General features: G+C 34.7%; 24 protein-coding genes. 17 read left to right on the forward strand and 7 right to left on the reverse strand.

The window, feature by feature from the left end; genetic code table 11:
• Window positions 1-6: 6 nt before the first annotated feature.
• Window positions 7-1,128 carry a transglutaminase-like domain-containing protein gene (locus ACLUJM_RS03200; protein ID WP_412412124.1) on the reverse strand — a complete coding sequence of 374 codons (1,122 nt, stop codon included), beginning with the start codon at window positions 1,126-1,128 and terminating at the stop codon, window positions 7-9.
• Window positions 1,129-1,198: 70 nt separating this feature from the next.
• Window positions 1,199-1,735 (reverse strand): rhodanese-like domain-containing protein, encoded by a 537-nt coding sequence (locus tag ACLUJM_RS03205; protein WP_316072185.1) that lies wholly within the window; start codon window positions 1,733-1,735, stop codon window positions 1,199-1,201.
• A gap of 236 nt (window positions 1,736-1,971) precedes the next feature.
• Between ACLUJM_RS03205 and ACLUJM_RS03210 the strand changes: the two genes are divergently transcribed.
• The 3 genes from ACLUJM_RS03210 to ACLUJM_RS03220 all read left to right on the forward strand — a co-directional run bounded on the left by ACLUJM_RS03210 (window position 1,972) and on the right by ACLUJM_RS03220 (window position 4,253).
• Window positions 1,972-2,355: a TrkA C-terminal domain-containing protein gene (locus tag ACLUJM_RS03210; protein WP_412412125.1), complete on the forward strand. Its 384-nt coding sequence runs from the start codon at window positions 1,972-1,974 to the stop codon at window positions 2,353-2,355.
• A 76-nt stretch (window positions 2,356-2,431) separates the two neighbouring features.
• Window positions 2,432-3,613: a cation diffusion facilitator family transporter gene (locus ACLUJM_RS03215; RefSeq protein ID WP_412412126.1), complete on the forward strand. Its 1,182-nt coding sequence runs from the start codon at window positions 2,432-2,434 to the stop codon at window positions 3,611-3,613.
• 1 nt (window position 3,614) lies between these two features.
• Window positions 3,615-4,253 (forward strand): phosphatase PAP2 family protein, encoded by a 639-nt coding sequence (locus tag ACLUJM_RS03220; protein ID WP_412412127.1) that lies wholly within the window; start codon window positions 3,615-3,617, stop codon window positions 4,251-4,253.
• A gap of 34 nt (window positions 4,254-4,287) precedes the next feature.
• On the opposite strand, the gene ACLUJM_RS03225 is transcribed toward ACLUJM_RS03220, so the two are convergent.
• On the reverse strand, window positions 4,288-4,545 hold the full coding sequence (locus tag ACLUJM_RS03225; RefSeq protein WP_094204999.1) for a hypothetical protein: 258 nt from the start codon (window positions 4,543-4,545) through the stop codon (window positions 4,288-4,290).
• A 10-nt stretch (window positions 4,546-4,555) separates the two neighbouring features.
• Window positions 4,556-5,056, reverse strand: coding sequence for an ECF transporter S component (locus ACLUJM_RS03230; protein ID WP_412412128.1), 501 nt, complete (start codon window positions 5,054-5,056; stop codon window positions 4,556-4,558).
• Window positions 5,057-5,457: 401 nt separating this feature from the next.
• On the opposite strand from ACLUJM_RS03230, the gene ACLUJM_RS03235 reads away from it, so the two are divergent.
• Together ACLUJM_RS03235 and ACLUJM_RS03240 are read left to right on the forward strand one after the other, a co-directional pair.
• Window positions 5,458-11,082 carry a cell wall-binding repeat-containing protein gene (locus ACLUJM_RS03235; RefSeq protein ID WP_412412129.1) on the forward strand — a complete coding sequence of 1,875 codons (5,625 nt, stop codon included), beginning with the start codon at window positions 5,458-5,460 and terminating at the stop codon, window positions 11,080-11,082.
• 97 nt (window positions 11,083-11,179) lie between these two features.
• Complete coding sequence (locus ACLUJM_RS03240; RefSeq protein WP_412412130.1) at window positions 11,180-12,361, forward strand: collagen binding domain-containing protein; 1,182 nt, start codon at window positions 11,180-11,182, stop codon at window positions 12,359-12,361.
• Window positions 12,362-12,402: 41 nt separating this feature from the next.
• On the opposite strand, the gene ACLUJM_RS03245 is transcribed toward ACLUJM_RS03240, so the two are convergent.
• The 3 genes from ACLUJM_RS03245 to ACLUJM_RS03255 form a co-directional block, all read right to left on the reverse strand.
• Window positions 12,403-12,801 (reverse strand): DUF3139 domain-containing protein, encoded by a 399-nt coding sequence (locus tag ACLUJM_RS03245; protein ID WP_102164649.1) that lies wholly within the window; start codon window positions 12,799-12,801, stop codon window positions 12,403-12,405.
• 66 nt (window positions 12,802-12,867) lie between these two features.
• Window positions 12,868-13,320, reverse strand: coding sequence for a COG2426 family protein (locus ACLUJM_RS03250; protein WP_002835895.1), 453 nt, complete (start codon window positions 13,318-13,320; stop codon window positions 12,868-12,870).
• An 8-nt stretch (window positions 13,321-13,328) separates the two neighbouring features.
• Window positions 13,329-13,979, reverse strand: coding sequence for an HAD family hydrolase (locus tag ACLUJM_RS03255; protein WP_412412132.1), 651 nt, complete (start codon window positions 13,977-13,979; stop codon window positions 13,329-13,331).
• Between the two features lie 161 nt (window positions 13,980-14,140).
• On the opposite strand from ACLUJM_RS03255, the gene ACLUJM_RS03260 reads away from it, so the two are divergent.
• From ACLUJM_RS03260 to ACLUJM_RS03315, 12 genes are all read left to right on the forward strand, one after another.
• Window positions 14,141-15,373: an aminopeptidase gene (locus tag ACLUJM_RS03260; RefSeq protein WP_412412133.1), complete on the forward strand. Its 1,233-nt coding sequence runs from the start codon at window positions 14,141-14,143 to the stop codon at window positions 15,371-15,373.
• Complete coding sequence (pepF, locus tag ACLUJM_RS03265) at window positions 15,373-17,169, forward strand: oligoendopeptidase F (protein WP_102164652.1); 1,797 nt, start codon at window positions 15,373-15,375, stop codon at window positions 17,167-17,169. Before ACLUJM_RS03260 ends, pepF begins: the two co-directional genes overlap by 1 nt.
• 51 nt (window positions 17,170-17,220) lie before the next feature.
• Window positions 17,221-18,105: an ABC transporter ATP-binding protein gene (locus ACLUJM_RS03270; protein WP_035109362.1), complete on the forward strand. Its 885-nt coding sequence runs from the start codon at window positions 17,221-17,223 to the stop codon at window positions 18,103-18,105.
• A complete protein-coding gene (locus tag ACLUJM_RS03275; RefSeq protein WP_154255037.1) occupies window positions 18,098-18,850 on the forward strand; it encodes an antibiotic ABC transporter permease in 753 nt (250 codons plus the stop codon). The genes ACLUJM_RS03270 and ACLUJM_RS03275 overlap by 8 nt, the downstream gene beginning before the upstream one ends.
• Complete coding sequence (locus ACLUJM_RS03280; protein WP_294685440.1) at window positions 18,840-19,511, forward strand: antibiotic ABC transporter permease; 672 nt, start codon at window positions 18,840-18,842, stop codon at window positions 19,509-19,511. The genes ACLUJM_RS03275 and ACLUJM_RS03280 overlap by 11 nt, the downstream gene beginning before the upstream one ends.
• Window positions 19,511-20,812, forward strand: coding sequence for an MFS transporter (locus ACLUJM_RS03285; RefSeq protein ID WP_316095279.1), 1,302 nt, complete (start codon window positions 19,511-19,513; stop codon window positions 20,810-20,812). Before ACLUJM_RS03280 ends, ACLUJM_RS03285 begins: the two co-directional genes overlap by 1 nt.
• A gap of 56 nt (window positions 20,813-20,868) precedes the next feature.
• Window positions 20,869-21,228, forward strand: coding sequence for a desulfoferrodoxin family protein (locus ACLUJM_RS03290; RefSeq protein ID WP_102164657.1), 360 nt, complete (start codon window positions 20,869-20,871; stop codon window positions 21,226-21,228).
• Window positions 21,229-21,375: 147 nt separating this feature from the next.
• Window positions 21,376-23,088, forward strand: a complete 1,713-nt coding sequence (locus ACLUJM_RS03295) for a DUF2207 family protein (RefSeq protein WP_412412135.1) — start codon at window positions 21,376-21,378, stop codon at window positions 23,086-23,088.
• Window positions 23,089-23,105: 17 nt separating this feature from the next.
• Complete coding sequence (locus ACLUJM_RS03300) at window positions 23,106-23,648, forward strand: LemA family protein (protein WP_102164660.1); 543 nt, start codon at window positions 23,106-23,108, stop codon at window positions 23,646-23,648.
• Window positions 23,649-23,769: 121 nt separating this feature from the next.
• The gene (locus ACLUJM_RS03305; protein WP_412412136.1) at window positions 23,770-24,678 is read left to right on the forward strand and encodes a radical SAM protein; all 909 of its coding nucleotides are present in this window, start codon (window positions 23,770-23,772) and stop codon (window positions 24,676-24,678) included.
• Entirely contained in the window at window positions 24,678-25,406 is a 729-nt protein-coding gene (locus ACLUJM_RS03310) for a biotin--[acetyl-CoA-carboxylase] ligase (protein ID WP_102164662.1), read from the forward strand. Before ACLUJM_RS03305 ends, ACLUJM_RS03310 begins: the two co-directional genes overlap by 1 nt.
• A gap of 56 nt (window positions 25,407-25,462) precedes the next feature.
• Complete coding sequence (locus tag ACLUJM_RS03315) at window positions 25,463-25,864, forward strand: ArsR/SmtB family transcription factor (RefSeq protein ID WP_094209289.1); 402 nt, start codon at window positions 25,463-25,465, stop codon at window positions 25,862-25,864.
• Window positions 25,865-25,902: the final 38 nt, after the last annotated feature.

Genomic DNA, 25,902 nt, shown 5'->3' on the forward strand with positions numbered 1-25,902 from the left:
TATAATTTATTTTGCTTCTTCAAATTTGATGTTATATTCAAAATCTGCTGGATTGTAGTAATCAAGAGCTTTTCCTTCTACTTCTGCGTATGGATATCCGAAGTTATTAAGTGGTTTGTCGTCTTGTTTTGGTTCAAGAGTAAGATCGCGACCAGTAGTTAATGCTACACGAAGTGAATCCATTCCACCCCAATAATAATCAGCAAGTTCTTTTGTTTTTTCATCAGATTTGTCTAGTTTTTGTTTCAAAACAGCTTTCAAAACATCGCCTGGATCTGCTTTTACCCAACCTTGACCTTGAAGGTAGAATTCAGACCAGCAGTGTTGACCTTTAGTTTCATCATCAGATGCTTTCTTGCTCATTCTTACACCGAAGATTTCACGTGCAGGAACGCCAGCTGCTCTACATAAAGCTACGAAAACTGAGTGAATATCAGTACATTTACCTTGTGGCATATCCAATAATTTTTCAACTTCACCAGTACCGCAACCTTTTACAGATTCGTCACGGTTCATATTAGCGATAGTCCAATCGTAAATTGCTTTTACTTTGTCCAAATCAGTAGTCTTACCTTCAGTGATTTTGTCAGCAAGTTCTTTAACTTTACCATCAACAGGCATCATGCTGTTTGGTTGTAAGAATTCTTTAAGTTCGTCTTTTTTAGCTTGGTCTTCTTTTTCAGTAAGTTCTCCTCTTTTGATTTCCTTACGTTCAGCATCAAAAGATAGTGAAACCTTACGGTCAGTTGCTTCATTGTCCCATTCAACATAAAGCATCTTGTTACCTAACTTGTCAGTAGTTTGTTGTTGTTTAGCATGAGCTTCATCCAAATCCACCTTAACGTTAGAAATTTTTTGGTATTCTGAATCTTGTGGAATTGGTAACCACAATTTTACAGATTTGCCTTTATCGTATTTTGACAAATCAACATTTGTTGTCAAAGTTCCTTTTCTTTCTGCGAAGTTTTCTTCCTTCTTTTCTTCTTTTTTGATTTCTACCTTATTAGTGTCTTCCTTTGCAGTTTCTTCCTTCTTAGTTTCAGTAGTTTCTTGTGAGTTATTCTTAGCACATGCTGATAAACTAACCACAAATACCAATAAAAGTAAAATCTTTAATGCTTTTTTCAAAAAAACATCCCCCTTTATATATTTTTACATAAAATTAGGCAATATATGAAATATTGCCCAATTAAATATCTTATTTTGCTGCAGAACCTTCGATTTTATATCCTGCATCCATCCAAGCAACTATTCCACCTGGGTGACGATATACATTTGTAAATCCAGCTTCTTTTGCGATAGTTGCGCCGACATCACTTCTAGCACAACCAACAAAACCACAGTATACAACAACAGTTTTGTTTTTGTCATCGCCCAAAGCTTTCAAGAAAGCTTCTTTTTGTTCTGGTTTTAATTCGTCAGCTTTCATAGGCAATTCAGCATTTACAGCGCCAGGAATTCTGTTTTTGTCGAAAGATTTAGCTGGCATAGTATCCACTATAACCATGTCTTTCTTTTGATCAATCCATGAATTCAAATCTTCTGTAGATACAAGTTCATATCCACCTTTGTTGACAGCTTTTACAAGTTTCATACTTGCAGTTTCAATTTTTTGTTCATTACCGTCTTTTGCAGTTCCAGGACCCTTTGCGGCTCCAGGAGCAGCTTTTTGGCAACCAGTTGCCAACACTAAAATCATGGCAAACAATGTCAAAGCTTTAATGAATTTCTTCATTATGTAATCCCTCCTAAAATATTCTATATATTAATTATATCGTAAAATTTGTATTTCATTTATTGAAATAATTTATAAATAGGCTGTTTTTATGCCAAATTTGTGTCATTTTCTATAAATGACGAAAAAATTGTGCGATATATATTTGTTTTTCAAAAAAAACCCTACAATTTATTATGATATACTATAATTAATTCAATATTTTTATTAATTTATCAATCTCCCAAGGAGGGTTTATGTATATTTTAATTGTTGCCATTGTGCTTTTATTGGCGCTTTTGGCTGTAAAATTTTCAGATAAATTCGGTATTATAGTTGCGAAAATTATCCGTAACAACAAACTTGTAATTCCACGTGGAGATACTGTGATTTGTGCAGATGACACTGTTATAATTGGCGGCAAATCTTATTTTGATCCGACAGGTTACGGTTTGGTTGAAATCACAATCAGCGACAAGAACAACTGGAATGGCAAGAAATTAAAGGATATCGACATGATTGATTCTGAACTTGTGGTTATGATTCAATCAAAGAACGGTGAAATCATCGTTCCTACGGGCAATGTTACGCTTAATGTTGGGGATAAGTTGATTATTCTAAAAGAAACGGTAAGATTGTAAATATTTTGTTAATTGTGAACATTTGATATAAACTCTGATATAATAATAAAATAATTACATTTTAAGGAAGGATTTTATGATAGATTTTTTGATTCAAAAATTTGTTAAAAATTACGAGGACACGCAAAGCTTCACTACGCGTAGATCATACGGGAATTTGAGCAGTGCTGTGGGATTGTTCATTAACTTATTTTTGTTTTCTACTAAATTAATAATAGGATTACTCACTAATTCCATAGCGATAATGGCTGATGCTATCAACAATTTATCGGATTGTTTCAGTATTATTCTGATGGTTCTAAGCTTTAGTATGAGCACGAAACCCGCCGATGAAAAACATCCGTACGGTCATTCACGATTGGAGTACATCTTCTCGTCGTTGATTACGATTTTGGTCATTTACATCGGGGTTAAATTGGTTGTCGCATCATTTAAGAAGATTATTCATCCGGAAATCATCACATTCAACATATATTCGTTGATTGTTCTAATAGTAGCGATTGTGGCGAAGTTTTGGCTTAGCAAATTCTACTACAAAATTTCCAAGAAAATCGACTCTGATTTGTTGATGGCAACATCAGTCGATTCAAAAAGCGACTGTATATCCACATCCATCGTACTTATATCTGTCGTAGTATTCAAATTGACGCACCTTAACATCGACGCATACATCGGACTTTTGGGTGGTGTTATCATCATCAAAAACGGATACGAAATGATAACTGACACTGTGGATAAGCTTTTAGGAACAGGTGCATCTAGAAAATTCGAACGTGAAATCACCGATTTCATCACATCTTATGACGGAATTTACGGTGCACACGATTTGAGAGTTCACGATTACGGTCCAGGTCACATCTTCATAACTGTGGATGTCGAAGTGAACAGCTCCGAAGAATTCATCAAACTTCACTCGTTGGCAGACCAAATCGAGAGAGATTTGATAGAAAAAAAGGGCGTGTATTCGACGATTCACATGGATCCGTTGGCAGTAAACAATCCGAAAGTTCAAAACTTGCACGAAATTGTCGAGAAAATCATCACCGATGTTAACGATAAATGGATATTGAACGATTTTAGGATTTGTCCGAAAAAAGAAGGCGACGAGATGATTTTTGACATCAGAGTAGATATAGATGAGAAAATGGAAGATAAGGAAATAGTCGATATTGTGAAAGGCAAAATCCTATCGCAAATCACTGACTACAAGCCAATCATAGCGATTACAAGAGGATATCAAAGAAGAAACTTTTATTAAAATGAAAAACATTAAACGAATTTACGATCAAAACCCACTCAAATTCATACTTGAAGTCTACGCAGTGTATTTGGTGTGGTTTTTTGCAATGGAAAAAATACCAAATAGAAATTATCACATAGTATATTCGAAACTAGACGACTACATTCCTTTTTATAAACCAGCGATACTTATGTACTCGTCGTGGTTTTTGATGCTAGTGATACCATTTGTATATCTATTAAAGAGAAAATCATACGATAATATGTACGACATAATTATCCCGATGTTTTCTGCGATGTTCATATCACTGATAATTTATGTGATATATCCGACAGCCTTGGATATTAGAGTTACAAACATAACTGGAAATGATGTGTGTGCGTGGTTAATCAGACAAATTCAGAAAATTGATGCGCCAAATAACGTGTGTCCAAGCATCCACGTATCGACAACCGTGATAATAGATAACCAGTTTCGAAAAATATTGAAAAATAACAGCAAACTAAAATTACTGTTCATATTGTGGGATGTGGGAATTTGCATAAGCACAATGCTTGTAAAACAACACAGCATCATCGATGTGATGTGCGGAGTTGTCCTCGCACATGTGATACTTTTCATATTCAACACAAAACAAAACACAGCTTATCACTATTAGTGACAGGCTGTGTTTTTTTGGTTTGTAGAATAATTTATTTGTTTGAAACTGGGAAAACAAATGATAATATCATTAAAATCGCAAACGCGAAAATTGATATAACATTGATTATAACATGCAATAATCTGAGATTTTTGTCGGATATTTGATTTCGTAGCGCCAAATTCAAAATAGCGAACGGAATTAAATACAACAAAACAAAGCCTTGTTGACCGAATCCATCAAAAAATATCAGTCCGATTAATACAATAATTTGTGCCAAATAAGACAAAGGTATTAATAATTTCTTCATAAAATACTCTCTAGTCTTTCAATATAGATTCAGTTATTTTCAAAAATCTCTTCCAAATAAGTGCGAATATCACAAAATTCACTAAGGCTTGGACTGAGTTTGGAAGAATTGTAGCGATTGCAGTCTTGTTTCCGTAAAGAGTAACTGATGTGAAGTAATATCCTACAACCATCACCAATTCACAGATGATTCCTGCAGTTAGGACTGTGGATGTTTTTTGATTGTTGATTTTCTTCAAGAATAATCCCATTAAAAGAGCCATCAAACCTTTGACGATGAATGTAAATGGTGCAAACGCCGCATAACCGAGCAATAAATCCGCCAAGCTTGATCCGAATGCTGCGGCAATCATTCCTATAACTGGTCCGAATGCGACAGTGGATAATAATATAATGAAGTCTCCAAGATTAACATAACCCATCGCAGGTGACACTGGGATTTTGATTACCATTGTGAAAAACGTTGTAAGTGCAATGAAAATCGCTGTTGTTGTGATTTTTTTAGTGTTCATTGATTCCTCCTCATGCATGTATATTATAAAACATTTGTGTGGTGGTTAATAGTAACAAAATCTGAAAAAATTATGGTAACAGATTTGATAATAAAATTTGTTTGAAAAAATATTTTTGGAAAAAAATGTAGGAAATTTGAGGTTTTACACATTATTATTCAATTAAATAATAAAAAAACAATGAACAATAAATGTTATCAGTAATTTGTCCAAATAAAACAACTTAATTTGCAAAATGCGTGGATTATTATCTTTATTTTGATGAAAACGATAGAAGTATATTTATGAAATACGAATTTCAAAATTAGTTTGACATTTACTATTTAGTTAAGTAAAATTATGTTATGAGCAAAAAAGCAAATATTTTGCCGTTTTTGCGGATAAAAAAGTAGGAGGGAAATATGAAACCATATTCTAAAAAGTTTTTAGCTGGTGTGTTATTGTTTTCATTGGTATTACCAAGTGCAACGACATTTGCAACTAATCAAACAGATAGCACTACATACGCTAAGCTTCAAGAACAAGGTGTAAAGGCAGACCAAGAAGTCAAAGTTATCGTAGAAACTAATGACAAGGCTGCCATTCAAAAAGAACCAAACGTAAAAAGCGCGAGATTCTCAAAAGCCGTGAAGGCATCTGAAGCAGAAGTAAAGAAAACTTCAGAAAACATCGAAACTAAGTTGAAGAAAGAAAACGTTAAAGTAAACAAGGAAGAAGAATTTTCTGCAGTTATCACAGGTTTCTCAGCTAAGGTAAAAGCAAAAGACATCGACAAGTTGAGAAAACAACCAGGAGTTAAGAAGGTTACAGCTCAAATGAAGGCTGAAAGACCAAAAGGAGGAGCAACTCCAAACCTTGCAACAGCTCCAAATATGATTAAGGCTAATACTTTGTGGGATCAATACAAATTCTCAGGACAAGGAATGTTAATTAGTATTATAGATACTGGCGTCGATCCATCTCACAAGGATATGAAACTATCTCCTGATATCAAATCAAAATACAGTAGCGAAGGCGAAGTAAACAAAGTTATTAAAGAAAATGGCTTAAAAGGTAAATGGTATAACAGAAAAGTTCCTTATGGATACAACTACGCTGATGAATCAGATGAAATCAGAGACTCAGGAATCGGTGGATACCACGGAATGCACGTAGCTGGTATAGTTGCTGCAAATGGTGATGCAGAAAATGAAGGAGTAAGGGGTGTAGCACCAAATGCACAATTATTAGCGATGAAGGTATTCAGTAACGATGCATTAGTATCTACAGTTTACGAAGAAGTATGGTTGAAAGCGATTGACGACTCCATCAAACTTGGTGCAGACGTATTGAACATGAGTTTGGGAATGGGTTCAGGTTACAGTAGAGATGGAATATCTCCTACAAACGAAGCATTCAACAAAGCAAAAGCTGCAGGCGTTGTGTGTGCAGTTGCAATGGGTAATGACCGTGTTACAAACTGGGGCGGAGATGGTAAGACTAACTTAGCTATTAACCCTGATTTTGGTACTACAGGACACCCTGCAGTTGCGGATCCATCATATGCAGTAGCATCAATGGAAAACACAAACCTTAGAGGAAGAAATGTTTTAGTTGAAGGAACAGACATTGCAATCTCAACAGGTACTGCAGAAGGTGCAGACGAAGATACAACTACAGAATACCGTGAATACGTTCATGTTGGATTAGGAAATACAGAAGAACAATACAATGGACAAGATGTAACTGGTAAAATCGTCCTTGCGGAAAGAGGAGAAGGATCCTTTAATGATAAAGCTCAATTAGCAAAAACAAAAGGTGCAGCTGGTATAGTAATTTACAACTCTCCAGAAGGCAATAACTTGTCATTTATGTCTGGAATGGAAAATAAGGAATTTCCTTCAGTATTCATCAGCTATGAAGCTGGACAACAATTGATAAAATTATTAGAAGAAAAACCACAACAAAAAATCAACATCACAAAAGTACAATCTGTTAAGAATGATAAGAGTGGACAAATGAGTGAATTCTCATCTTGGGGAATTACTCCTGATTTGAGATTAAAACCAGACATCGCTGGTGTTGGTGGACAAATCTACTCAACAATTAACGAAGATAAGTACACTATGATGAGTGGTACATCAATGGCAACTCCACAAGTTGCAGGTGCAAGTGCATTAGTAATGCAAAGATTGTACGATGCCCATATGTTGAAGAGAACTGATGATGGTAAACCAGATCCAAAACAAGAATACTTGACAGTATTGGTAATGATGAACACAGCCACTCCTGTAAAAGACACAGAAGTAAAAGGCGCTTCATTGTATACACCAAAACAACAAGGTGCAGGACTTGTGGACCTTGAAAAAGCAGCTACAACTCACGTAACTGTAACAGCTACTGGTGGAAAAGATACAAAAGAAGACGGCAAATTAGAATTAGGCGAAGTTGGAGATCAATTTAATGCAACATTCAAATTAAAGAACTACTCTAAAAATGACATCACATTTACACCAAAATACATCTCATTAAGAGATGAAGTAAAAGATGGAAGATACACTGAACATTCATCAGTTGCAGAAGAAAAAACATTGCCACAAGTTACAGTAAAAGCTAACAGTGAAGAAACTTACACTGCAACGATATCTACAAAAGGAATTGACAAAAACCAATTCGCACAAGGATATGTAATGTTTGATTCCAAAACTAATCCTACACTTTCAGTTCCTTACACTGGATTTAAGGGCGATTGGTCACAACCACAATTCATCGACAACATGCCTGATTTTAGCAATGAAGTAAACTACAAGCCAATAGTATATCCAGATGGTGGAGTATATAAATCAGGATTTATGAGAAGACAAGAAAAAGGTGGATGGAATTACTGGAATGCTTGGAATGTTGATGGCAAACCAACAGTATTCGTAAACTCCAACAAACAAGAAGGAATGAATGCAGAAGTTTCTCCAGTAATCTCAATCATGAGAAACGCTCTTGATGTAAAATACGACATCTTAGATAAAGATGGTAAAACATTGAGAAATTTATTCATCGACCCAATCCTTCTAAAAGTAAATGGATTGTACAAAGGTGGAGACAGCCAACACAGATTCGAATACGTTCCTGGTGGAGCTGCTTGGGACTTCAAAGACAGGAGAGGAAAACCTGTTGATGAAGGACAATACATCTATCAAATTACAGGCCACGTTGATTACAAAGATGCTAAAGAACAAAAATATCAATACAACATAGTATTAGATAACACAGCACCAACATTAACTTACAAATACGACAAAGTAAACAGAGAAATAACTGTAATTGCAAAAGATAACTTAGCAGGTGTATTTAGCGTAGGATATGAAAACACTACAACTGGTAAATGGTATGAACAACAAGTTCGAGAAGATCATAGATACGATGATATTGGAATAGTAAGAGATTACTCTTATACATTCAAAATAGCTGATGGATTTGACTTGTCTAACCTAAGCATTTACGCTTGGGATAATGCAAGAAATGTTATCGGTAATAAGATTGACACAGGCATAACTTCTAACATCGAAATCAAACCTATAGAATTGAAAGTAAACGATCCAATTCCAGGATTAGATGAAATCAAAAAGCACATCGTTGGATTACCAAAAGATGCTGAAGTTAAAATATTAGACAATAAAGATAATATTAAAGCTACTGACAAACCTGGTGAATTTGGAATAGAAGTATCTGTTAAGATTGGCGATATGGAAACATATTACTGGATTCCAATCATCGTAAAATCTGAAGAAAAGAAAGAAGAACAACCAGCAAAACCAGAACCAGAACAACCAAAAGACACTACAGTTTACAACTTACCTGTAATCAAGGTTGAAAATCCTGATTATTATGCAGCATTTGGTAAACACGAAGACAAAGACAACCCTGATGCATACAAGAAGATCCATATAAAAGGTAATGTAACTAAGATTAAACAATTAAATCATTTGACATTAACTATCACAAAAGATGGTAAGAAGGTTGAAGGAACAGAAGTTCAAGAAATCAAATCTAAAAAAGAAGGAGACAGCAATTTCTCATTCGATCACGAATTAGACATCTCTAACTTAGAAGATGGACGTGTTTACGAATTACAAATCAAAGCTGAAGGTGAAAATGTCAGAGGAGATGGCATCCAAGATACTATCATCAGAAGAATCAGAAAAGACTACGTTGCTCCAACAATTGAATACACTGTTGAACACGAAGACGAAAAAGCTCCAACAGCTAAAATCAAAGTAAAAGGTCATGAAAACATGACTTATTTGGAAATGTATCTTGACGGATCAATGCTTTCAAGAATAGACAAGACTTGGGATACTTTCGAACTTAAAAATGGAGTTGACGGAGAATTCGAAATAGAAGTTCCATTGGAAGTTGGCGAAAACAAATTCCAAATCAAAGCAAACGATGATGCAGGAAATGAAACTATCCAAGAAGTTGGAATCAATAGAAAAGATCCTAACGCAAAAGACCCAGTTGATACAAAAGAATTGTTCAATAACTTATTGAAAGCAAATTCAATAGTATCAGTTCCTGAAAAATACGAAGTAACTCAAGAACAAATAGCTGAACTTAACAAATTAATCGAAGAAGCAAGAACTGCTATTTCTGAACAACAACCACAAGACAAGGTTGATGAAGTTAACAAGAAATTGACAGATGCTTTGGCTAAGATTAAAGAAAAAGAAGTTAAGAAAATTGATAAGAAACAACTTATCGGTCAAAAAGATGACGCACAAAACTTGTTGGACAAGAAAGAAGTTAAATTAACTGACGAACAACAAAAAGCATTACAAGATTTAATTAAAAAAGCTGAAGACTTAACTAAGAAAGAAGATGCAACTCAAGAAGAAGTTGACAAATTAGCCAAAGAAATCAAAGACGAAATAGCAAAGATTCAAGAATCTGGTAAACCAGGCAAAGAAGATCCAGCAAAACCAGAACAACCTGGCAAGGTAGATCCAGCAAAACCAGAACAACCTGGCAAGGTAGATCCAGCAAAACCAGGACAACCTGGCAAGGAAAACCCAACAAAACCAGAAAAACCAGGAAAAGAAGATCCAACAAAACCTGGCAAGGAAAACCCAGCTAACCCAGGAACAACAACACCAAGTGTACCTGGAACAACAACACCAGAAACACAAGCTCAAACACCAAAGGCAACAACAAGAGTTGCAGGAGCTGACAGAATCAACACAGCAGTAGAAGTATCCAAGAAATACTACAACACAGCTGACACAGTAATCGTAGCAAACTACGAACAATTCGCAGACAGCTTATCAGCATCAGCATTATCAAAACAATTAAAAGCACCAATCCTATTAGTTAAAAAAGATCAACTAGATTCAGTAGTAGCACAAGAAATCAAGAGACTCGGTGCTAAGAACGTAATCGTAATAGGTGGAGAAAAATCAATCGACAAAACTAAAAACAGCCTATCACAATACAACGTTAGAACAATAGCAGGAGCAAACCGCTACGAAACAAGTGCAAAAATCGCACAAGAAATAATCAAGCTAACAGGAACTAAAAAAGCTGTAATAGCAAGCGGAGAAGTATTCGCAGACGCATTAACAGTAGCGCCACTAGCAAACAAAAACAACATGCCAATACTACTTGTACAACCAAATAACATACCAAAAGCAACACAAGAAGTATTGAAACAAATTGAAGAAGTAATAATTGTAGGTGGAGAAAAGACAATCTCCAAAGAAGTAGAAAACAAACTACCAAACCCTACAAGAATAGCAGGAGCAAACCGTTACGAAACAGCAAAGAAAATCTACGAATACGGCTTCAAAGACAGAAAAGAAGTTAACATAGCAAACGGAACAAACTTTGCAGACAGTCTAGTAATAGGCTCCATTGACTGCCCAATATTATTAGCAGAATCAAATGAAGTACCAGAAGCTACAAAACAAGCTATCAAAGACTCAAAATTTGAAAAAGTTAATGTATTTGGCGGAGAAAACTCAATAAATGAATCAATAGTAAAAGAATTGATTAAATAGAGTTAAAAAGTCGCACGATAATATCGTGCGATTTTTTTTGGCTAAAATTGGGAAAAAACGCTTTTTTTATGATATATTATTAAATAGGAGTAATATTATGAAAATTTTTAAGAAACTACTATTGGTTTTAGTGGTGATAGTTATGATACCTCAAATCACCACTGCATCCGAAATAGATAAAATAGACAATATAATAAACCCAAATAGAGAACAAAATGATAGCATCAGCAAGAAAATCATGCAAAATTTCAAATCAAACCTATCATTTGCAGTAAAACAAGCGATGGATGAGGATAATGCGATTTTAAAAGTTAATGTGCTGGACAAAAAAAGCAAGCCGATACCAAAAGTTGAAATAATCGTAACTGATTTAAAAACAGGAAAATCACGTGAGAATCAAACAGACGAAAAAGGAGAAGCTCAGTTCTATAAGCTTGCACCATCAGAACATTCTGTGAAGGTAGTGTCTGCTCCGTCGGGATATTTCTTCGATGAACAAAAAGTGTTACTTGAAAACAACACCGATAATTCCAAAACCTTGATTGCCAAGACAAGAGAGGACAAGGACAAGAAATACAAAATCACTTACAGAATTACCGACAAATACGGCGTTGCACTCAAAGAAATAGACGTTAAACTCAAATCCAACTCAAAAGAATACCTCTCCAAGACTGATATGTTTGGGTATGCGTATTTTGAAGTGGAAGACATAGGAAAATACGAAGTCTACGTTGAAAAAATGAGCGAATATTTTGAAAAACATGATAATTTCAAAATCAATGACATTGAGATTAATCCAAATTCAGAAGAATCTATTTATAGTTCACAAATAAACGCACAAATCAAAAAAGAGTTTGAATCAGCACTTATAATCAACGTTAAAAAAGCCGACAAACCACAAGAAAAAGTTCTGGTTTCATTAAAAGATAGAAGAACAGATATGTATGCATTCCAGTACACAAATAAAGAAGGAAAAGTAGTATTCGACAATTTGTTTCCAGGAAATTATTTTGTTACTGTAAATAACGAAGATAGATTGACTGAAAATGGCGTCGGAGGCGTTATCTTAAAAGAAGGGCAAGTCCGTGAATTCGATGTAGTGTTGTCACAAAGTGATTTGTCCAAAAAATCACTTGTGGTAGAAAAGAAAGAACACGTCGATGAAAAACTCCCAGAATCGGGAAATAAAGACGAAAGAATGATGGTGTTGTTCTCGGTTGGAATAATAGTATTGGCGTATTTGTATTTAAACAAACAAAAAAGAGAGAATAATAATTAACCTAAAAAAAGACCTTCACAGGTCTTTTTTTGTATGTTGAATTATTTGTTATCTGGTAAATTATCTTCCCAATCAAAAGGCAAAGGAGGGTATTTGAATTTTTTTCTTTCATTGACATCTAATGACTTATATTTGCCATTTAAATTGTATTCTATTGAATACACCATGATTTCTTTATAATGAGTATAAATATAGTTAATTGAGTATCCTTCAGGATCTTTTAATTTAACTTTGTAATCATAAGAACCTTCCAGATAGTCTTTAAAAGATGTTATCTCTTTTATGTTATCTTTTTTTATCCCTTGAACTTCCATGTATTTGTACAACTTTTTGTATCCGTAATGTCTTTGAACGGGAACAGCTATAATCCATTTTATAGCTACAAAAACTACAAGACATATTAGTAGCATTTTGACTATTGAAAACTTTTTCTTTTTCATTTGTAGTACACCTCTCTTTGATATTATTATACCCCAAAACAAAAAAAAGGTGCGAGATTTCACACCTTACTTAATTACATTTAACACTCCCATTGTAGAAAGCATGACGATGATTCCCGCTGTTATTACTCCCAAAGTTATTGGAAGCATGCTTTTTTTGGGAGTTAATCCCAAGAATGATGCCACCAATGCGCCAGTCCAAGCTCCTGTTCCAGGAAGTGGAATCGCCACCAAAATGTAGAGTCCCAGTCTTCCGTACTTGTCGATTGTCTTGCTTTTTTCTTGTGCTTTTTTGTTAATCCAATCCACAAATGGTTTGAAAGTGTCGATTGTATCCAACCATTGTAGGACTTTTTGTGTCAACAAAATCAAAAATGGTATCGGCAAGATGTTTCCGATAACAGACAAGAAGAACGCTAATGCAGGGTTAATGTTGTTCGCCAATGCGTAAATCATCGACCCTCTGATTTCCAAAACAGGAAGCATGGACAATATGAACATGTAAATTATTTTATTCATACAATCTCCTATTTAAACAAATCGTAGTCCAAATCATCGTAGGATTCGATGTATTGGTCCACTTTTTCATCTATTATATCATAATCATTGACAGTGGATTCGTCAGTTATTCCCACGACTTTAAATCCCATTTTGTCGACCGTATCGATGCAGTACAACGCATCTTCAAATACAATCGTGTTATCCACACTTGAGCCCAATTTTTCCAGTGCATTATTCCAGTATTCTTCTTCGTATTTGTGGTAACCTACGGATTTACAAGTTTGCACGAATTCAAAATAATCCAATATCCCTTGCTTTTCAAGAGCAGGAATTGCCAAGTGGTCTTCTGTGGCTGTTGCAACACACATTTTAATTCCCATTGATTTTAGTTTTTCGAGCATATCCACAACACCCGGTTTCAAATCAAATTCGTTCATATATCCATTTCTAATTGTGTAATATATAAAGTTCAAACCATCGTCTGTGGTTTTTTTGATGTCAAAAGTTTCGTGAATATAATCTATGGATGTCAAAAGTGTTTTAGTTTTGATTTTCTTGATAAAATCATCGTCTGGTGTTATTCCCAAATTTTTCATGTAATCTAGTATAACTCTGTTCCATTTGTACATGGAGTTAATCAAAGTTCCATCCATATCAAAAATTGCGTATTTAATCATAAATTCATCCTTTCATTTATATTTAGATTTTAGTATATGGGGTATGTAAAGTCAATTAAAATCCAGTGTTTTTACGTATTTTACAAATATTTTATTTTTATAAAATTGAAAAATTATTGGGAAAACCATATAATATTATTAGTGATACGAGGAGGAATAATATGGAAAATTTTGACAAAAAACTAAACAATTACGCAAGATTAATTATCGAAAAAGGAATCAATGCAAACGATAGACCACTTGTAATTCGTTGTGCAGTTGAAAGAGCTGACTTTGCAAGACTTTTGGTAAAATACGCTTACGAAAAAGGCTGCAGCGAAGTTATCATGGAATGGAATGACGATGAAATCAACAGAATGTACTACGAAAACGCATCAGAGGAAGCATTGAAGGACTTTCCAGATTTTATCGTTGAAAAATCCAAATACTATTTTGAAAAAAAGGCAGGGGTAATATCTGTATCTTGCCAAGATCCTGAAAATTTGAAGGGCGTGGATGCTGACAGAGTTCAAATGAGATCCAAGGTTTCTGCTGAAAAGATGAAGCCAATTCAAAAATACACAATGAACGACATCAACAGCTGGTGTGTTGTAGCAGCTCCAAGTGTTGGCTGGGCGAAGAGAGTATTCCCAGAACTTTCAGAAGAAGAAGCTGTGGAAAAATTGTGGGATCAAATCTTCAAGGCAACTCGTTCTGACACAGAAGATCCTATCAAAGCGTGGGATGAACATTTGGATACAATGAACAAACACGCAGAGTTTATGAACAAGCATCAATTCGTGAAGCTTCACTACACAAATTCATTGGGAACTGATTTGACAATCGAACTTCCAAAAGGACACGTGTGGATAGCTGCACAATCCACAGATAATTACGGAAATGATTTCGTACCAAACATTCCAACAGAAGAAGTGTTCACAGCACCTCACAAAGACAAGGTAAACGGCGTTGTGTACAGCACTAAGCCTTTGAATTACGGTGGCAACACTATCGACAAGATGAGATTTGAATTTAAAGATGGAAAAGTTGTGGATTTCGATGCAGAAGTTGGCAAGGAAACTTTGAAGAATATGTTTGATACTGATGAAAATGGAAAATATTTGGGAGAAGTGGCACTTGTTCCTTATGAATCACCAATTTCCAAATCAAACGTTACATTCATCAAAACATTGTACGACGAAAATGCATCATGTCACCTTGCATTCGGTCAAGCTTATCCAACTTGCGTAGAAGGAGGAGTAGACATGAATGAAGATGAATTGAAGAAAAATGGAATCAACGATTCATTGATTCACGTCGATTTCATGGTTGGTTCTGAAGATATGAGAATCGTTGGAACTACAGCTGATGGCAAAGAAGTAGAAGTATTTAAGGAAGGAAACTGGGCAATCTAATGGATATACTAAAATATTGCAAAAGAGAAGAAGCAGACCCACAATACATGTGGGATTTATCTGCATTATATAAAACAGAAGAAGAATTCGAAAAAGCAGTGAAGACAATTGATTTGATGGCAGATGATTTCAAGAAAAATTACGAAAACAAACTCAAATCAGCAGACATCATCAAAAATGCCATGGACGATTACAGAGACATCGTGGCTAACATCGATCGCATCGCACACTACGCATCACTTGATGTAGAAGCAGACGGCCACAACGAAAAATCCCAAAAAAGAGCCATGGCTACATTTACAAAAATCGCAGACATCGAAAACAAAATGAGCTTTTTTGAAACAGAACTTGTACAAGTTGACGAACAAACACTTGAAGAAGTGAAAAACGACACCAACAACACAAGATACATCGACGATTTGTTGAAGAAAAAAGAACACATCTTATCCAAAGAAGTGGAAAATGCTATAAGCAAATTCTCACAAACATTCAGCTCATTCTACGAAATCTACAACACAACGAAAATTCACGACATTACATTCCCTGATTTCGAAGTAAATGGCAAAAAATACGAAATGACTTACAATTTGTTCGAAGGAGTTTACGACAACGACCCTGACACAGATTTGAGAAGAAAATCATACGAAGTGTTCTACAACGAACTAGCCAAATACAAAAACACAACAGCTATGATTTATCTATCACATTGCCAAGCAGAAAAGGCAGAAAGTGAACTAAGAGGATACGATTCAGTGATAGATTTCTTGTTAGACAGACAAAACATTTCTCGTGAATTGTACGACAGACAACTAGATGTAATCATGCAAGAACTTCCTAAACACATGAGAAAATACGCCCAAATCATTAAAAAAGAATACGATTTGGACAAAGTTACATTCATGGACTTGAAGCTAGATGTGGAAAACTCATTCTCCAAAAACATTTCAGTAGAAGATGCGAGGAATTTGGTCAAAGACGGATTATCAATCCTAGGTGAAGATTATTCCAAAATGCTAGATCGTGCATTTGACGAAAAATGGATTGATTTCGTAAACACATTCGGAAAATCAACAGGAGCATTCTGCGCATCTCCATTCTTGGCACACCCATACGTGTTGATATCTTGGACTGGCAAACTAACAGAAGCCATCGTATTGTCGCACGAATTGGGACATGCAGGACAATCCTACATCTCACAAAAAACACAAAACGTGTTGGACAACGATCCATCAATGTACTTCGTGGAATCACCATCCACAACAAACGAACTCATCATGAGTAGATACTTGCTAGAAAAAGCAACAACTGACCAAGAAAGAAGATATTTGTGCGGACAAATAATCTCCAGAACCTACTTCCACAACTTCGTCACACACTTCATCGAAGGATACTACCAAAGAGAAGTGTACAAATTAATCGATAAGAAAGAAGGATTCACAGCAGATGATTTGTCAAGAATCTTCAAAGAAACACTACAAAAATTCTGGGGAGAAGACGTTGAAATCAACGAAGGATCAGAATTGACATGGATGAGACAACCTCACTACTACATGGGATTGTATCCATACACTTACTCCGCAGGACTAACAATCGGAACACAAGTATCCAAAATGATTGTAGAAGAAGGAAAACCAGCAGCAGACAGATGGCTTAAAGCATTGGCATTAGGCTCCACAGAAGATTCTGTCGGAATTGCAAAAGCTGCAGGAGTAGACATCACAACAGATAAACCACTCAAAGACACCATCGAATACATCGGCAAAGTAATCGATGACATCGAAAAATACGACAAATAATATAAAATTGGCACCGTTTTGGTGCCAATTTACATAGATAAGAGGCAACAAATGTATATACAATTTAATAATATTAAAAAATCATTCGACGGAAATACTGTACTTGACGTTGAGAATTTGCAAATAGAAAAGGGCGAAATAGTTTCAATTATAGGGAAAAATGGATCCGGTAAAAGCACACTAATTAAGATTTTGTGTGGATTATTGTACCAAGACCAAGGAGAATGTATGGTTGATAATATATCCAACAAAAATTCTAAAATCAGAGAACACACCAAACTTGTGCTCGAAAGTGGTGGAGGATATTACGATTATTTAACAGCCACTGAAAACATTATGTATTTTCTCGGACTAAACCACGTTAATTACAATGAAAATGAAGTGAATAATTTGATGGACAAACTCGATTTTACAGAGTTCAAGGACAAAAAAGTCTCCGAATTATCCCAAGGAAATCGTCAAAAACTTTCGCTCATAGTGACACTTCTAACCAATCCAGACATAATTTGCCTAGATGAACCTACCAATGGATTGGACATCAATAGCATGAATATTCTTTTGAATTTCCTACACAAAATAGCAGTTGAAGACCAAAAGACAGTCATCTTCACAAGTCACGACCTATCATTTATGAAAAACATCAACTCCAGATTAATTCTAATAAATGAAGGGAAAATCGTACTGGATAAACCATCAAAACAGTTGTTTGATTCAAAAGACTTACAAAAAGACATCATTGAAATAGAAAACACCAACAGAAATCTACTAGATAATTTGAAGAAAACGAAATACGAATTTACCGACAATTCAATTATACTGTCAGTTTACGATGAAGATGAGAAGGAATTTCTACTGAAAAACTGTGACATAATAAGCATGAGAAAAGAATCTTTAAATGCAGAAGATGTGTACTTCAGGGTGATTTCAAATGTTTAGTAAATTGTTATTGGAATTTAACAGAGATTTCTCAGAAATCAAAAAATACAAATTCAACGTCATATTTGCAAACATCGCAGTGCTTTTGATGGCACTTTTCATCATAGATGGGCTGTTTGTAAAAGAAAAAGAAATCGTGTTTTTGATGATGATATTGTGGTATTATGCTACTTATGCGATTGAATCACCAACGTTTTTGATACAAAACGAAATAACAGACAGAACACTGATATCAATTGTCCAATCAAAAACGGGGATACTATCTGTAGTTTTGTACAGAAATTTAGTGGAATGTTTGATGAATACGATAAAAGTAATAGTGATATTCACACTGATATTTGTATCAGTAGACTTTGATTATTCGAAATTCAACCACATTCCTATAATAATTTTGGTGATGGTTGTGTCTGTATTCATACTTTATCAATTGGGCACTTTCTTATCAAGCTTCACATTATTATATAAAAGACTTGGAAGTTTTGTGGCATTGGCTGAAACATATATGTTGTTTTTCGGAGATATTACCGTAAAAGTCAACAACAAAGCACTTGTACTTATTAATAAAATGATATTCCCATTTAACAACGCTCGTGAAATCTTCACACAATTACAACTGAATAATGTGAGATATGATTTGATAATACAGCTTTTGATACAAGCTGTTGTATTGTCCGTTTTGGTCAAAATTTCATACGACAAAAACATTCAAACAAGCATGAAAAGAGGTAATTTGTATGGGATATAAATACGGAGAATTACGAAAATACATCGACGAAAACAAAAACTATAAAATCGAATATTTCTCAAAGCTAATATCGGATATTATCATGCTTGCGGGCGTTTCTTTTATGCTAAAATCAACGGACAATTGGAACAACGAATCATTCACATATTTTTTGATATGGTATTTGTTGCAAACAGTGTTATTTGAACTCGTTAAATCCATAGAATTTGAAATCAAAAGCGACGGGCTGATTAATATGATTTCATCTAGAACTAGCATTGTAATGATTTATTTCAAAAGAAGCATCGTTTGGTTAGTAAAAGCTGCGATTTTATTTTCGATTGTAATATTTTTATCGGGAAATGGATTGAATGGGATAATACAATTCAAGCCTAATTTAATACTAGCGATAATCTTTTCATTAATTCTAATGTATGGTGTGTTCTTCTTGTTCATGGCACTTACATTAATTTACGAAAGAGTCGCATCATTTACTGGATTTATCACAACAGCGTTTTTGATATTTGGATACAAACTCACAATAACACAAGAAATCAGAAAAATAATTGTGGGAAATCAAGCGGATATGAAGAAAATTGTGTTGAATTTGATACTTTTATATGTTGTGGCGTATCATTTTATGAAAAAAGCAAGAACGAAATTACAGTATAGGGGATTCTAATGAACGAAAAATTTAAAAGATTTATGGTGGTATGGTTTGGGCAATTTGTGTCGATGCTTGGGTCGGGGATTTCATCATTTGGATTATCGTTGTGGATTTTCATGATGACAAAAAGCGCCACGACTTTTGCGATGACATTTTTAGTTCAAATTTTGCCAGGAATTATATTTGCTCCTTTTGCAGGATCGATGGCAGACAGAAAACAACGAAAACATATTATAGTGTTAACCGATTCGCTCGATGCTGTACTTAAAGTTATACTTATGATTTTACTTGCGACGGGAGGTATGAAAGTGTGGATGGTGTATCCATTGACATTCTTGTCGCAAACTTTGGGTACATTTCAAAATCCTGCATTTAATGCGACAATTCCACTTTTGGTTGAGAAGAAGGATATTCCAAGGGCAAATGGTTTTATGCAACTTATCAGGGCGATTCAAAATATGCTTGCTCCGTTGATTGCAGGTGCGTTATTTCCATTTATAGGACTTACGGGATTGTTTGCGATTGATTTTGTAACTTTCTTCGTCGCTATTTTGACGATTTTACCACAAAAAATCGAGCAAGAAATCGAAGAAGTTAAGGAATCTAACTTCACCAAGACAATTGTTAGTGATTTGAAAATAGCTTTTGAAGTGTTGAAACAAAAGCAAGGATTTATTCAAATAATAGTTGTGTTTTCAATATTGAATTTTGTGGCAAACATAGCTATGGTTTTGGTTGGTCCGTTGGTAATGAGTAATTATGACACAAAAATTTACGGGCTTGTGAATTCTGTGTCGGGAATTGCAATGGTGTTAGGTGGAGTAATTTCTGGCGCAATTCCAAGCGAAAAAAACAAAGTAAGATCGATTTTTTTGAGTCTTATAATTTGTTCAATTGGATTGATAGTAATGGGGATAAATTACAGCTGGATTGTTATTGCTGTGGGATTTTTCTTATTTATGATTCCTACTCCTTATGCTAATGGAACTTTCGGTTCACTGATGCAATTGAAAATAGAGACTAAAATGCTTGGAAGAGTGGGCTCACTGGTAGATTGTCTAATGAAGATTATCACACCTATAGCTATTATTTTGGCTGGATTTTTGGCTGATAATGTGTTCAACCCACTTTTGGTAAAGGGCGGCAAATTATCTGAAACTTTTATCGGGAAGATAATTGGAGTTGGAAATGGCAGAGGAATTGGACTGTTATTTGTAATTTGTGGAACTATTCTTCTTATCATTTGCGTGATGATGCTTTTGAATAAAAACATTAACCAACTTGAAGAACTAAACCCAGATGTAATTAATGATTAGTTTAATGTAATTGGGGTATAAATACTCTGTAAGAAATTTTATAGGGGGTAATATTAATGGCTAAATTAACAGAAACAGTTCAATCTGGAGATTGGAAAGCTGAAAAACACGTTCCAGTTATTCATATTGATAAAAAAGACGACGGATTTAAAGTATGCGCAATCGTAGGTGAAGAAATCGAACACCCAAACACTTTCGAACACCACATTGCATGGATTAAAGTATTCTTCCAACCAGAAGGAGAAAAATTCCCAGTAGAAGTAGCTTCTTACCAAGCAAGTGCTCACGGCGAAGGCGAAGTGTTCACTAAACCACACGCTCACGCTTATGTAAAATCTACTAAACCAGGTAAAGTATTCGCATTAAGTTATTGCAATATCCACGGTTTATGGGAAAGCGCTGAAGAAGTAAAATAGTTTGATATAATGAGAGCTCTTAGCAGAGCTCTTTTTTTGTGTAAACTTTGATAATACGATTTATTGAGTATTAAGTAAATTTTACAAGTTTTTTATATAACTTTTGAATATTTGGGTAATTATATAATAATAAAGAGGAGGTGTTAGATGAAGAGATTAAGGTTAAGGGGAATTTTAATAATTGCGTTTCTTATAATGCTTATGACATCTAAGGTTTCTCTTGCTGATTCTATAGATTCTATCGATACTAATGCTGTGATAGAAAAGGATGGTTCTATTTCTATTACGCAGGTGTGGAAGGCTAATCCAGATTCTGGTACGGAATTTTTTATTCCTATGCAAAATCTAAATCATATGCAGATTGAGGATTTTACGGTTTCCGATGAAAAGGGTCCGTATGAACGTATGAATCCGTGGAATGTGGATTCGAATTTTAGCGAAAAAGCTAGAAAATACGGGATAAATCAGACGTCAGATGGTATTGAATTATGCTTTGGTAAGACTGAGTTTAAGGATAAGACTTACACGATTCGTTATAAATTTAAAAATGCTGTGACATCTTTTAATGATTATGATGGTTTTAATATAAGATTTGTAAATGATCAGATGGATCCTTCGCCTGATAAGGTTAGTTTGAAGATTAGCCTATATGATGGGAAATTAAACAAGGATAATGCTAAGGTGTGGGGATTTGGTTATGATGGTAATGTCAATTTAGAAAATGGCAAGATTGTTGCCAAAGCAAAAAAATTTGATTCATCTAACTATATGAACATTATGTTATCCTTGAATAAGGGAATTATTAGCCCAAATCATACTTCGAACAAGAGCATTGATACTTTGGTTAATAAGGCTTTTGAAGGGTCTGATTATTCGTATGATGATTACAAGAACGGTGGAGTTTACGATAAAGGCGGAACTCCTACAAGCACTATTGATAAAATTTTTGGTGTATTTACTGCTGTAATGGGCGTAATTGGTGTATCTTTAGGAATATTTGCGATAGTTAATCCAAATAGGAACAAGAATATCAAAAATGTCGGCAAAGTTGATAGAAAAAACCCACAATATCACAGGGAGATTCCTTTTGAAAAGAATTTAATGGCAAATTTTTATGCATATAATGGAAAAGAAAATATGGTTGAAAATATTTTGTCTGCAACGCTTTTGGTGTGGTTAAGAGATGGCAATATTGATTTTACAACTTCACATGAAAAGTCAGCCATATTACGCAGAGATATCGAAAAATATAATATACAGATTCTCAAAGAACCTGAGTTCAATAGCGATTACGAACAATTGTTATTTTCAAGTTTACAAGAAGCATCAGGAGATGATGTGACTCTGACTGAAAAAGAATATAAGGATTTTCTGAAGGATGACGATGATTTCCTCGAAAGAGTTATTAAATCTATTGAAAAAGATGGAAATAAGTTTTTATTAGATAATGAATATATTGAAAATTCACGCGGAATGTTCAGAAAATATTCATACACTCAAAAAGGACTTAAGGAGGCAGCGTTAATTCCTGCTTTTGAGAGATTTTTAAAAGATTTTACTCTGATTAATGAGCGTGAACCGATAGAAGTAGCGTTATGGGATGAGGTTTTAATAGGCGCGACGTTGTTTGGAAAGGGCGAAGAGACTTTGAGACAGTTCAAAAAGTTTTATCCAGATTACACGTTCGGAAGTTTCGATAGAGATATTTACACAAGTTATTGGTATCTAAACCACTTTTCAAATAACACTTACAGTAGTGCAATTGCAAACTCACAATCAAGTGCTGGATATGGTGGTGGAGCATCAATTGGCGGCGGTGGCGGATTCTCAGGCGGCGGATCTGGCGGCGGCGGAAGATAAGTTTTAAGGAGGAAATTATGGTAACACTAGGAATATTGATTGCATTAGTTGTGATAATTGCTGTATATTTTATTGCAACTCAGAGAAGTCTTGTAATGACTAAGGAAAATATCGCTAATGCTTTTTCACAAATCAAAGTAAGCCAACAATCAAGATTTGACGCTTTGACAGAACTTGCAAAGGCGACAAAAAGTTATTCCGAATACGAATATAAAACTTTGATGGAAGTTATATCTAAGAGACAATCATCAAACGATGTCAAAGGAATCGAAAATAATGAAGAAATCCTAAGAAATCTGTCGGGAAGAATTAACGCATTAGCAGAAAACTATCCTGATTTAAAGGCTTCAGAAACTTACAAGGAAACAATGCAAAGTATAAATAAATACGAAAACACAGTAAGAACATCGAGAATGGTATTTAATGACACTGTTACTATTTATAACAGAAAAGTTAAACAATTCCCAAGTTCTTTGGTGGCTTCGGTGTTAGGATACAGAGCTGAACAATATCTGGAAATGGACGATTCCAAATCAGATATGCCTAACTTGGAGTATTAGTTGAAAATTTGCCGGACACTTAGTGTCCGGTTTTTTATTTGGCTGAAATTGGATAGTACAAATAAATCTAAAACACAAATTGTGTTATAATACTTGTAAAATATCAAACAAAGGTGGTTAAATGATTGACGGATTTTACGATAGATATATGTACACTCCGATGCCCGAAATGCACAATGAAATGATTCCTGTAACGGTTGGTTGTTCTTATGGTAAATGTATTTATTGTGATTTGAATGTAGGGAAAAAATTCAAGGTTTTTGACATTGAAGATGTGAAAAAATATATACGTGATAGAAAAGATTTTTACGAAGACAAGAGGTTTACTCCGAAAAAGTTCACGTTATTGGAAGGTAATGCTTTGTGTTTGAAGAATGATTATTTGACGGAGATTTTGAAAGAAATCAAAAAGAATTTCCCAAGTATGAAGTACGTGTCGTGTTTTTCCAGAAGTGATGATATTCTCAGAAAAACTGACGATGAATTGTTGGAACTTAAAAATCTGGGGCTTGATCGTATTTGCATTGGGATTGAGTCGGGAAGCGATTGGGTGCTTTCTTATCATAAAAAAGGTGTCACATCACAAGAACAATTGACGGCTCTTCACAGGCTCGATAATTTGGGAATAAAATATTCTGTCTACATTATGCTTGGCCTTGGTGGAGAAGCACATTCATGTGAACATATAATGAAGACTGCAGAGTTTCTGAACAAGGTGAATCCGTTTGAAATTGTTGTTGTGAATTTGGTTTTGTTCAAGAATGCAAAGCTTGTAGAAAACGTGAGAAATCACGATTTCAAAAGAGTGTCCATCAGACAGCAAATCATTGAGGAGATAATGCTTGTGGAAAATTTGAATATAAGATGCATCTACAATGGAACTCACAAGACTAAGGCAGTGGCTGTGACATCTGTAATTCCAGATAAAAAGGATGAAATTATCGCTGTTTTGAAGCAAAGACTAGAAGATGACGACAAGGAAATGAACAAAAAAGAACGTAAAAAATGGGATAGATGGGATGAAGGTTAATGGATACGGAAAAAATCAAAGAACAAACTGGAATAAATAAGGTGATTTTTAAAAAGGAAGTCACTTCAACAAATGATGAAATTCTGAATGAAAAGCAAAACGATACGTTGATGATTGCATTTTTTCAATCGAAGGGTAAGGGACGCTACGGAAGGAAATTCTTCTCGCCTGAAAATGGATTGTATTTTTCGTATTTGTTGAATGAAGAAATGACATTCCAACAATCGCAATTCATCACACCAATTATGGGAATTGCCGTAAGCTATGCAATTGACGAAATTTTCGGCGTGAATACGTCTATAAAATGGGTCAATGATATTCTGCTTGACGGTAAGAAAATCTGTGGCATACTCACAGAATGCAAGGTGGAGAAAAATATCTGCCACGATATTGTGGTTGGTGTCGGAATTAACGTCTACCAAACGGATTTTCCAGAAGATATCAAAGATACGGCTGGATTTATCACAGAGAAAAAAGACTCAGACAAAAGAGAAGAATTGGTCATAAAAATAATGCAGAATTTCCTAGAATTTTGGAGCGAGGATAGGGATAGTTTGGTTGAAAAATATCGAAAGAAAGCCACGTTTATTGGTAATGAAATCAAAGTACACAAAAACGGAGATTATATTCCAGCTACTGCAATGAATATCAATGACGATTTTAGCTTGAATGTAAAATACAACGACGGAACAATTGAAGATTTAAATATAGGAGAGATTTTTTTATAAAATCTCTCTTTTTTTATTGACAAACTAAAAATAAAATGATATTATCATATTAACAAATGAACAAGTATTCATACGTTCATATAAAGGATGTGAGAGGCATAGATAAATTAAACGACGAAAAATGTGAAGTAACGCTAATTCACGAGGATAATGTAAAGAAAGCTATCAATGAGCTTCCAGATGACGAATTGATCGCCGATTTGTCCGATATGTTCAAAATTTTCGGAGATCAGACGAGGGTGAAGATTTTGATGGCGTTGGAAAGTGGAGAGTTGTGCGTGTGCGACATTGCAGCTGTGATGAATATGAGCCAATCTGCAATTAGCCACCAATTGAGAGTGTTGAAACAAAGCAACATTGTGAAGACTAGACGTCAAGGAAAAGTTGTGTATTATTCGATTTCGGATGATCATGTGAAAGAAATCTTCGACATTGCGATAGTACACGTGCAAGAATGACGAGAAATAATTTAGAAAAATAAAAAAAGGAGAAAGTT

This window comes from Finegoldia sp. (assembly GCF_046991905.1).
GTDB lineage: Bacteria > Bacillota > Clostridia > Tissierellales > Peptoniphilaceae > Finegoldia.

Excerpts from the sequence above, each read along its gene's own strand:
- ACLUJM_RS03315 (WP_094209289.1), top strand. The coding sequence starts at position 25,463 with ATGAACAAGTATTCATACGTTCATATAAAGGATGTGAGAGGCATAGAT.
- ACLUJM_RS03255 (WP_412412132.1), bottom strand. The coding sequence starts at position 13,979 with ATGATTAAATACGCAATTTTTGATATGGATGGAACTTTGATTAACTCC.
- ACLUJM_RS03210 (WP_412412125.1), top strand. The coding sequence starts at position 1,972 with ATGTATATTTTAATTGTTGCCATTGTGCTTTTATTGGCGCTTTTGGCT.
- ACLUJM_RS03275 (WP_154255037.1), top strand. The coding sequence starts at position 18,098 with ATGTTTAGTAAATTGTTATTGGAATTTAACAGAGATTTCTCAGAAATC.
- ACLUJM_RS03260 (WP_412412133.1), top strand. The coding sequence starts at position 14,141 with ATGGAAAATTTTGACAAAAAACTAAACAATTACGCAAGATTAATTATC.
- ACLUJM_RS03310 (WP_102164662.1), top strand. The coding sequence starts at position 24,678 with ATGGATACGGAAAAAATCAAAGAACAAACTGGAATAAATAAGGTGATT.
- ACLUJM_RS03290 (WP_102164657.1), top strand. The coding sequence starts at position 20,869 with ATGGCTAAATTAACAGAAACAGTTCAATCTGGAGATTGGAAAGCTGAA.
- ACLUJM_RS03235 (WP_412412129.1), top strand. The coding sequence starts at position 5,458 with ATGAAACCATATTCTAAAAAGTTTTTAGCTGGTGTGTTATTGTTTTCA.
- ACLUJM_RS03220 (WP_412412127.1), top strand. The coding sequence starts at position 3,615 with ATGAAAAACATTAAACGAATTTACGATCAAAACCCACTCAAATTCATA.
- ACLUJM_RS03250 (WP_002835895.1), bottom strand. The coding sequence starts at position 13,320 with ATGAATAAAATAATTTACATGTTCATATTGTCCATGCTTCCTGTTTTG.
- ACLUJM_RS03300 (WP_102164660.1), top strand. The coding sequence starts at position 23,106 with ATGGTAACACTAGGAATATTGATTGCATTAGTTGTGATAATTGCTGTA.
- ACLUJM_RS03215 (WP_412412126.1), top strand. The coding sequence starts at position 2,432 with ATGATAGATTTTTTGATTCAAAAATTTGTTAAAAATTACGAGGACACG.
- pepF (WP_102164652.1), top strand. The coding sequence starts at position 15,373 with ATGGATATACTAAAATATTGCAAAAGAGAAGAAGCAGACCCACAATAC.
- ACLUJM_RS03230 (WP_412412128.1), bottom strand. The coding sequence starts at position 5,056 with ATGAACACTAAAAAAATCACAACAACAGCGATTTTCATTGCACTTACA.
- ACLUJM_RS03285 (WP_316095279.1), top strand. The coding sequence starts at position 19,511 with ATGAACGAAAAATTTAAAAGATTTATGGTGGTATGGTTTGGGCAATTT.
- ACLUJM_RS03305 (WP_412412136.1), top strand. The coding sequence starts at position 23,770 with ATGATTGACGGATTTTACGATAGATATATGTACACTCCGATGCCCGAA.
- ACLUJM_RS03225 (WP_094204999.1), bottom strand. The coding sequence starts at position 4,545 with ATGAAGAAATTATTAATACCTTTGTCTTATTTGGCACAAATTATTGTA.
- ACLUJM_RS03245 (WP_102164649.1), bottom strand. The coding sequence starts at position 12,801 with ATGAAAAAGAAAAAGTTTTCAATAGTCAAAATGCTACTAATATGTCTT.
- ACLUJM_RS03240 (WP_412412130.1), top strand. The coding sequence starts at position 11,180 with ATGAAAATTTTTAAGAAACTACTATTGGTTTTAGTGGTGATAGTTATG.
- ACLUJM_RS03295 (WP_412412135.1), top strand. The coding sequence starts at position 21,376 with ATGAAGAGATTAAGGTTAAGGGGAATTTTAATAATTGCGTTTCTTATA.
- ACLUJM_RS03280 (WP_294685440.1), top strand. The coding sequence starts at position 18,840 with ATGGGATATAAATACGGAGAATTACGAAAATACATCGACGAAAACAAA.
- ACLUJM_RS03205 (WP_316072185.1), bottom strand. The coding sequence starts at position 1,735 with ATGAAGAAATTCATTAAAGCTTTGACATTGTTTGCCATGATTTTAGTG.
- ACLUJM_RS03270 (WP_035109362.1), top strand. The coding sequence starts at position 17,221 with ATGTATATACAATTTAATAATATTAAAAAATCATTCGACGGAAATACT.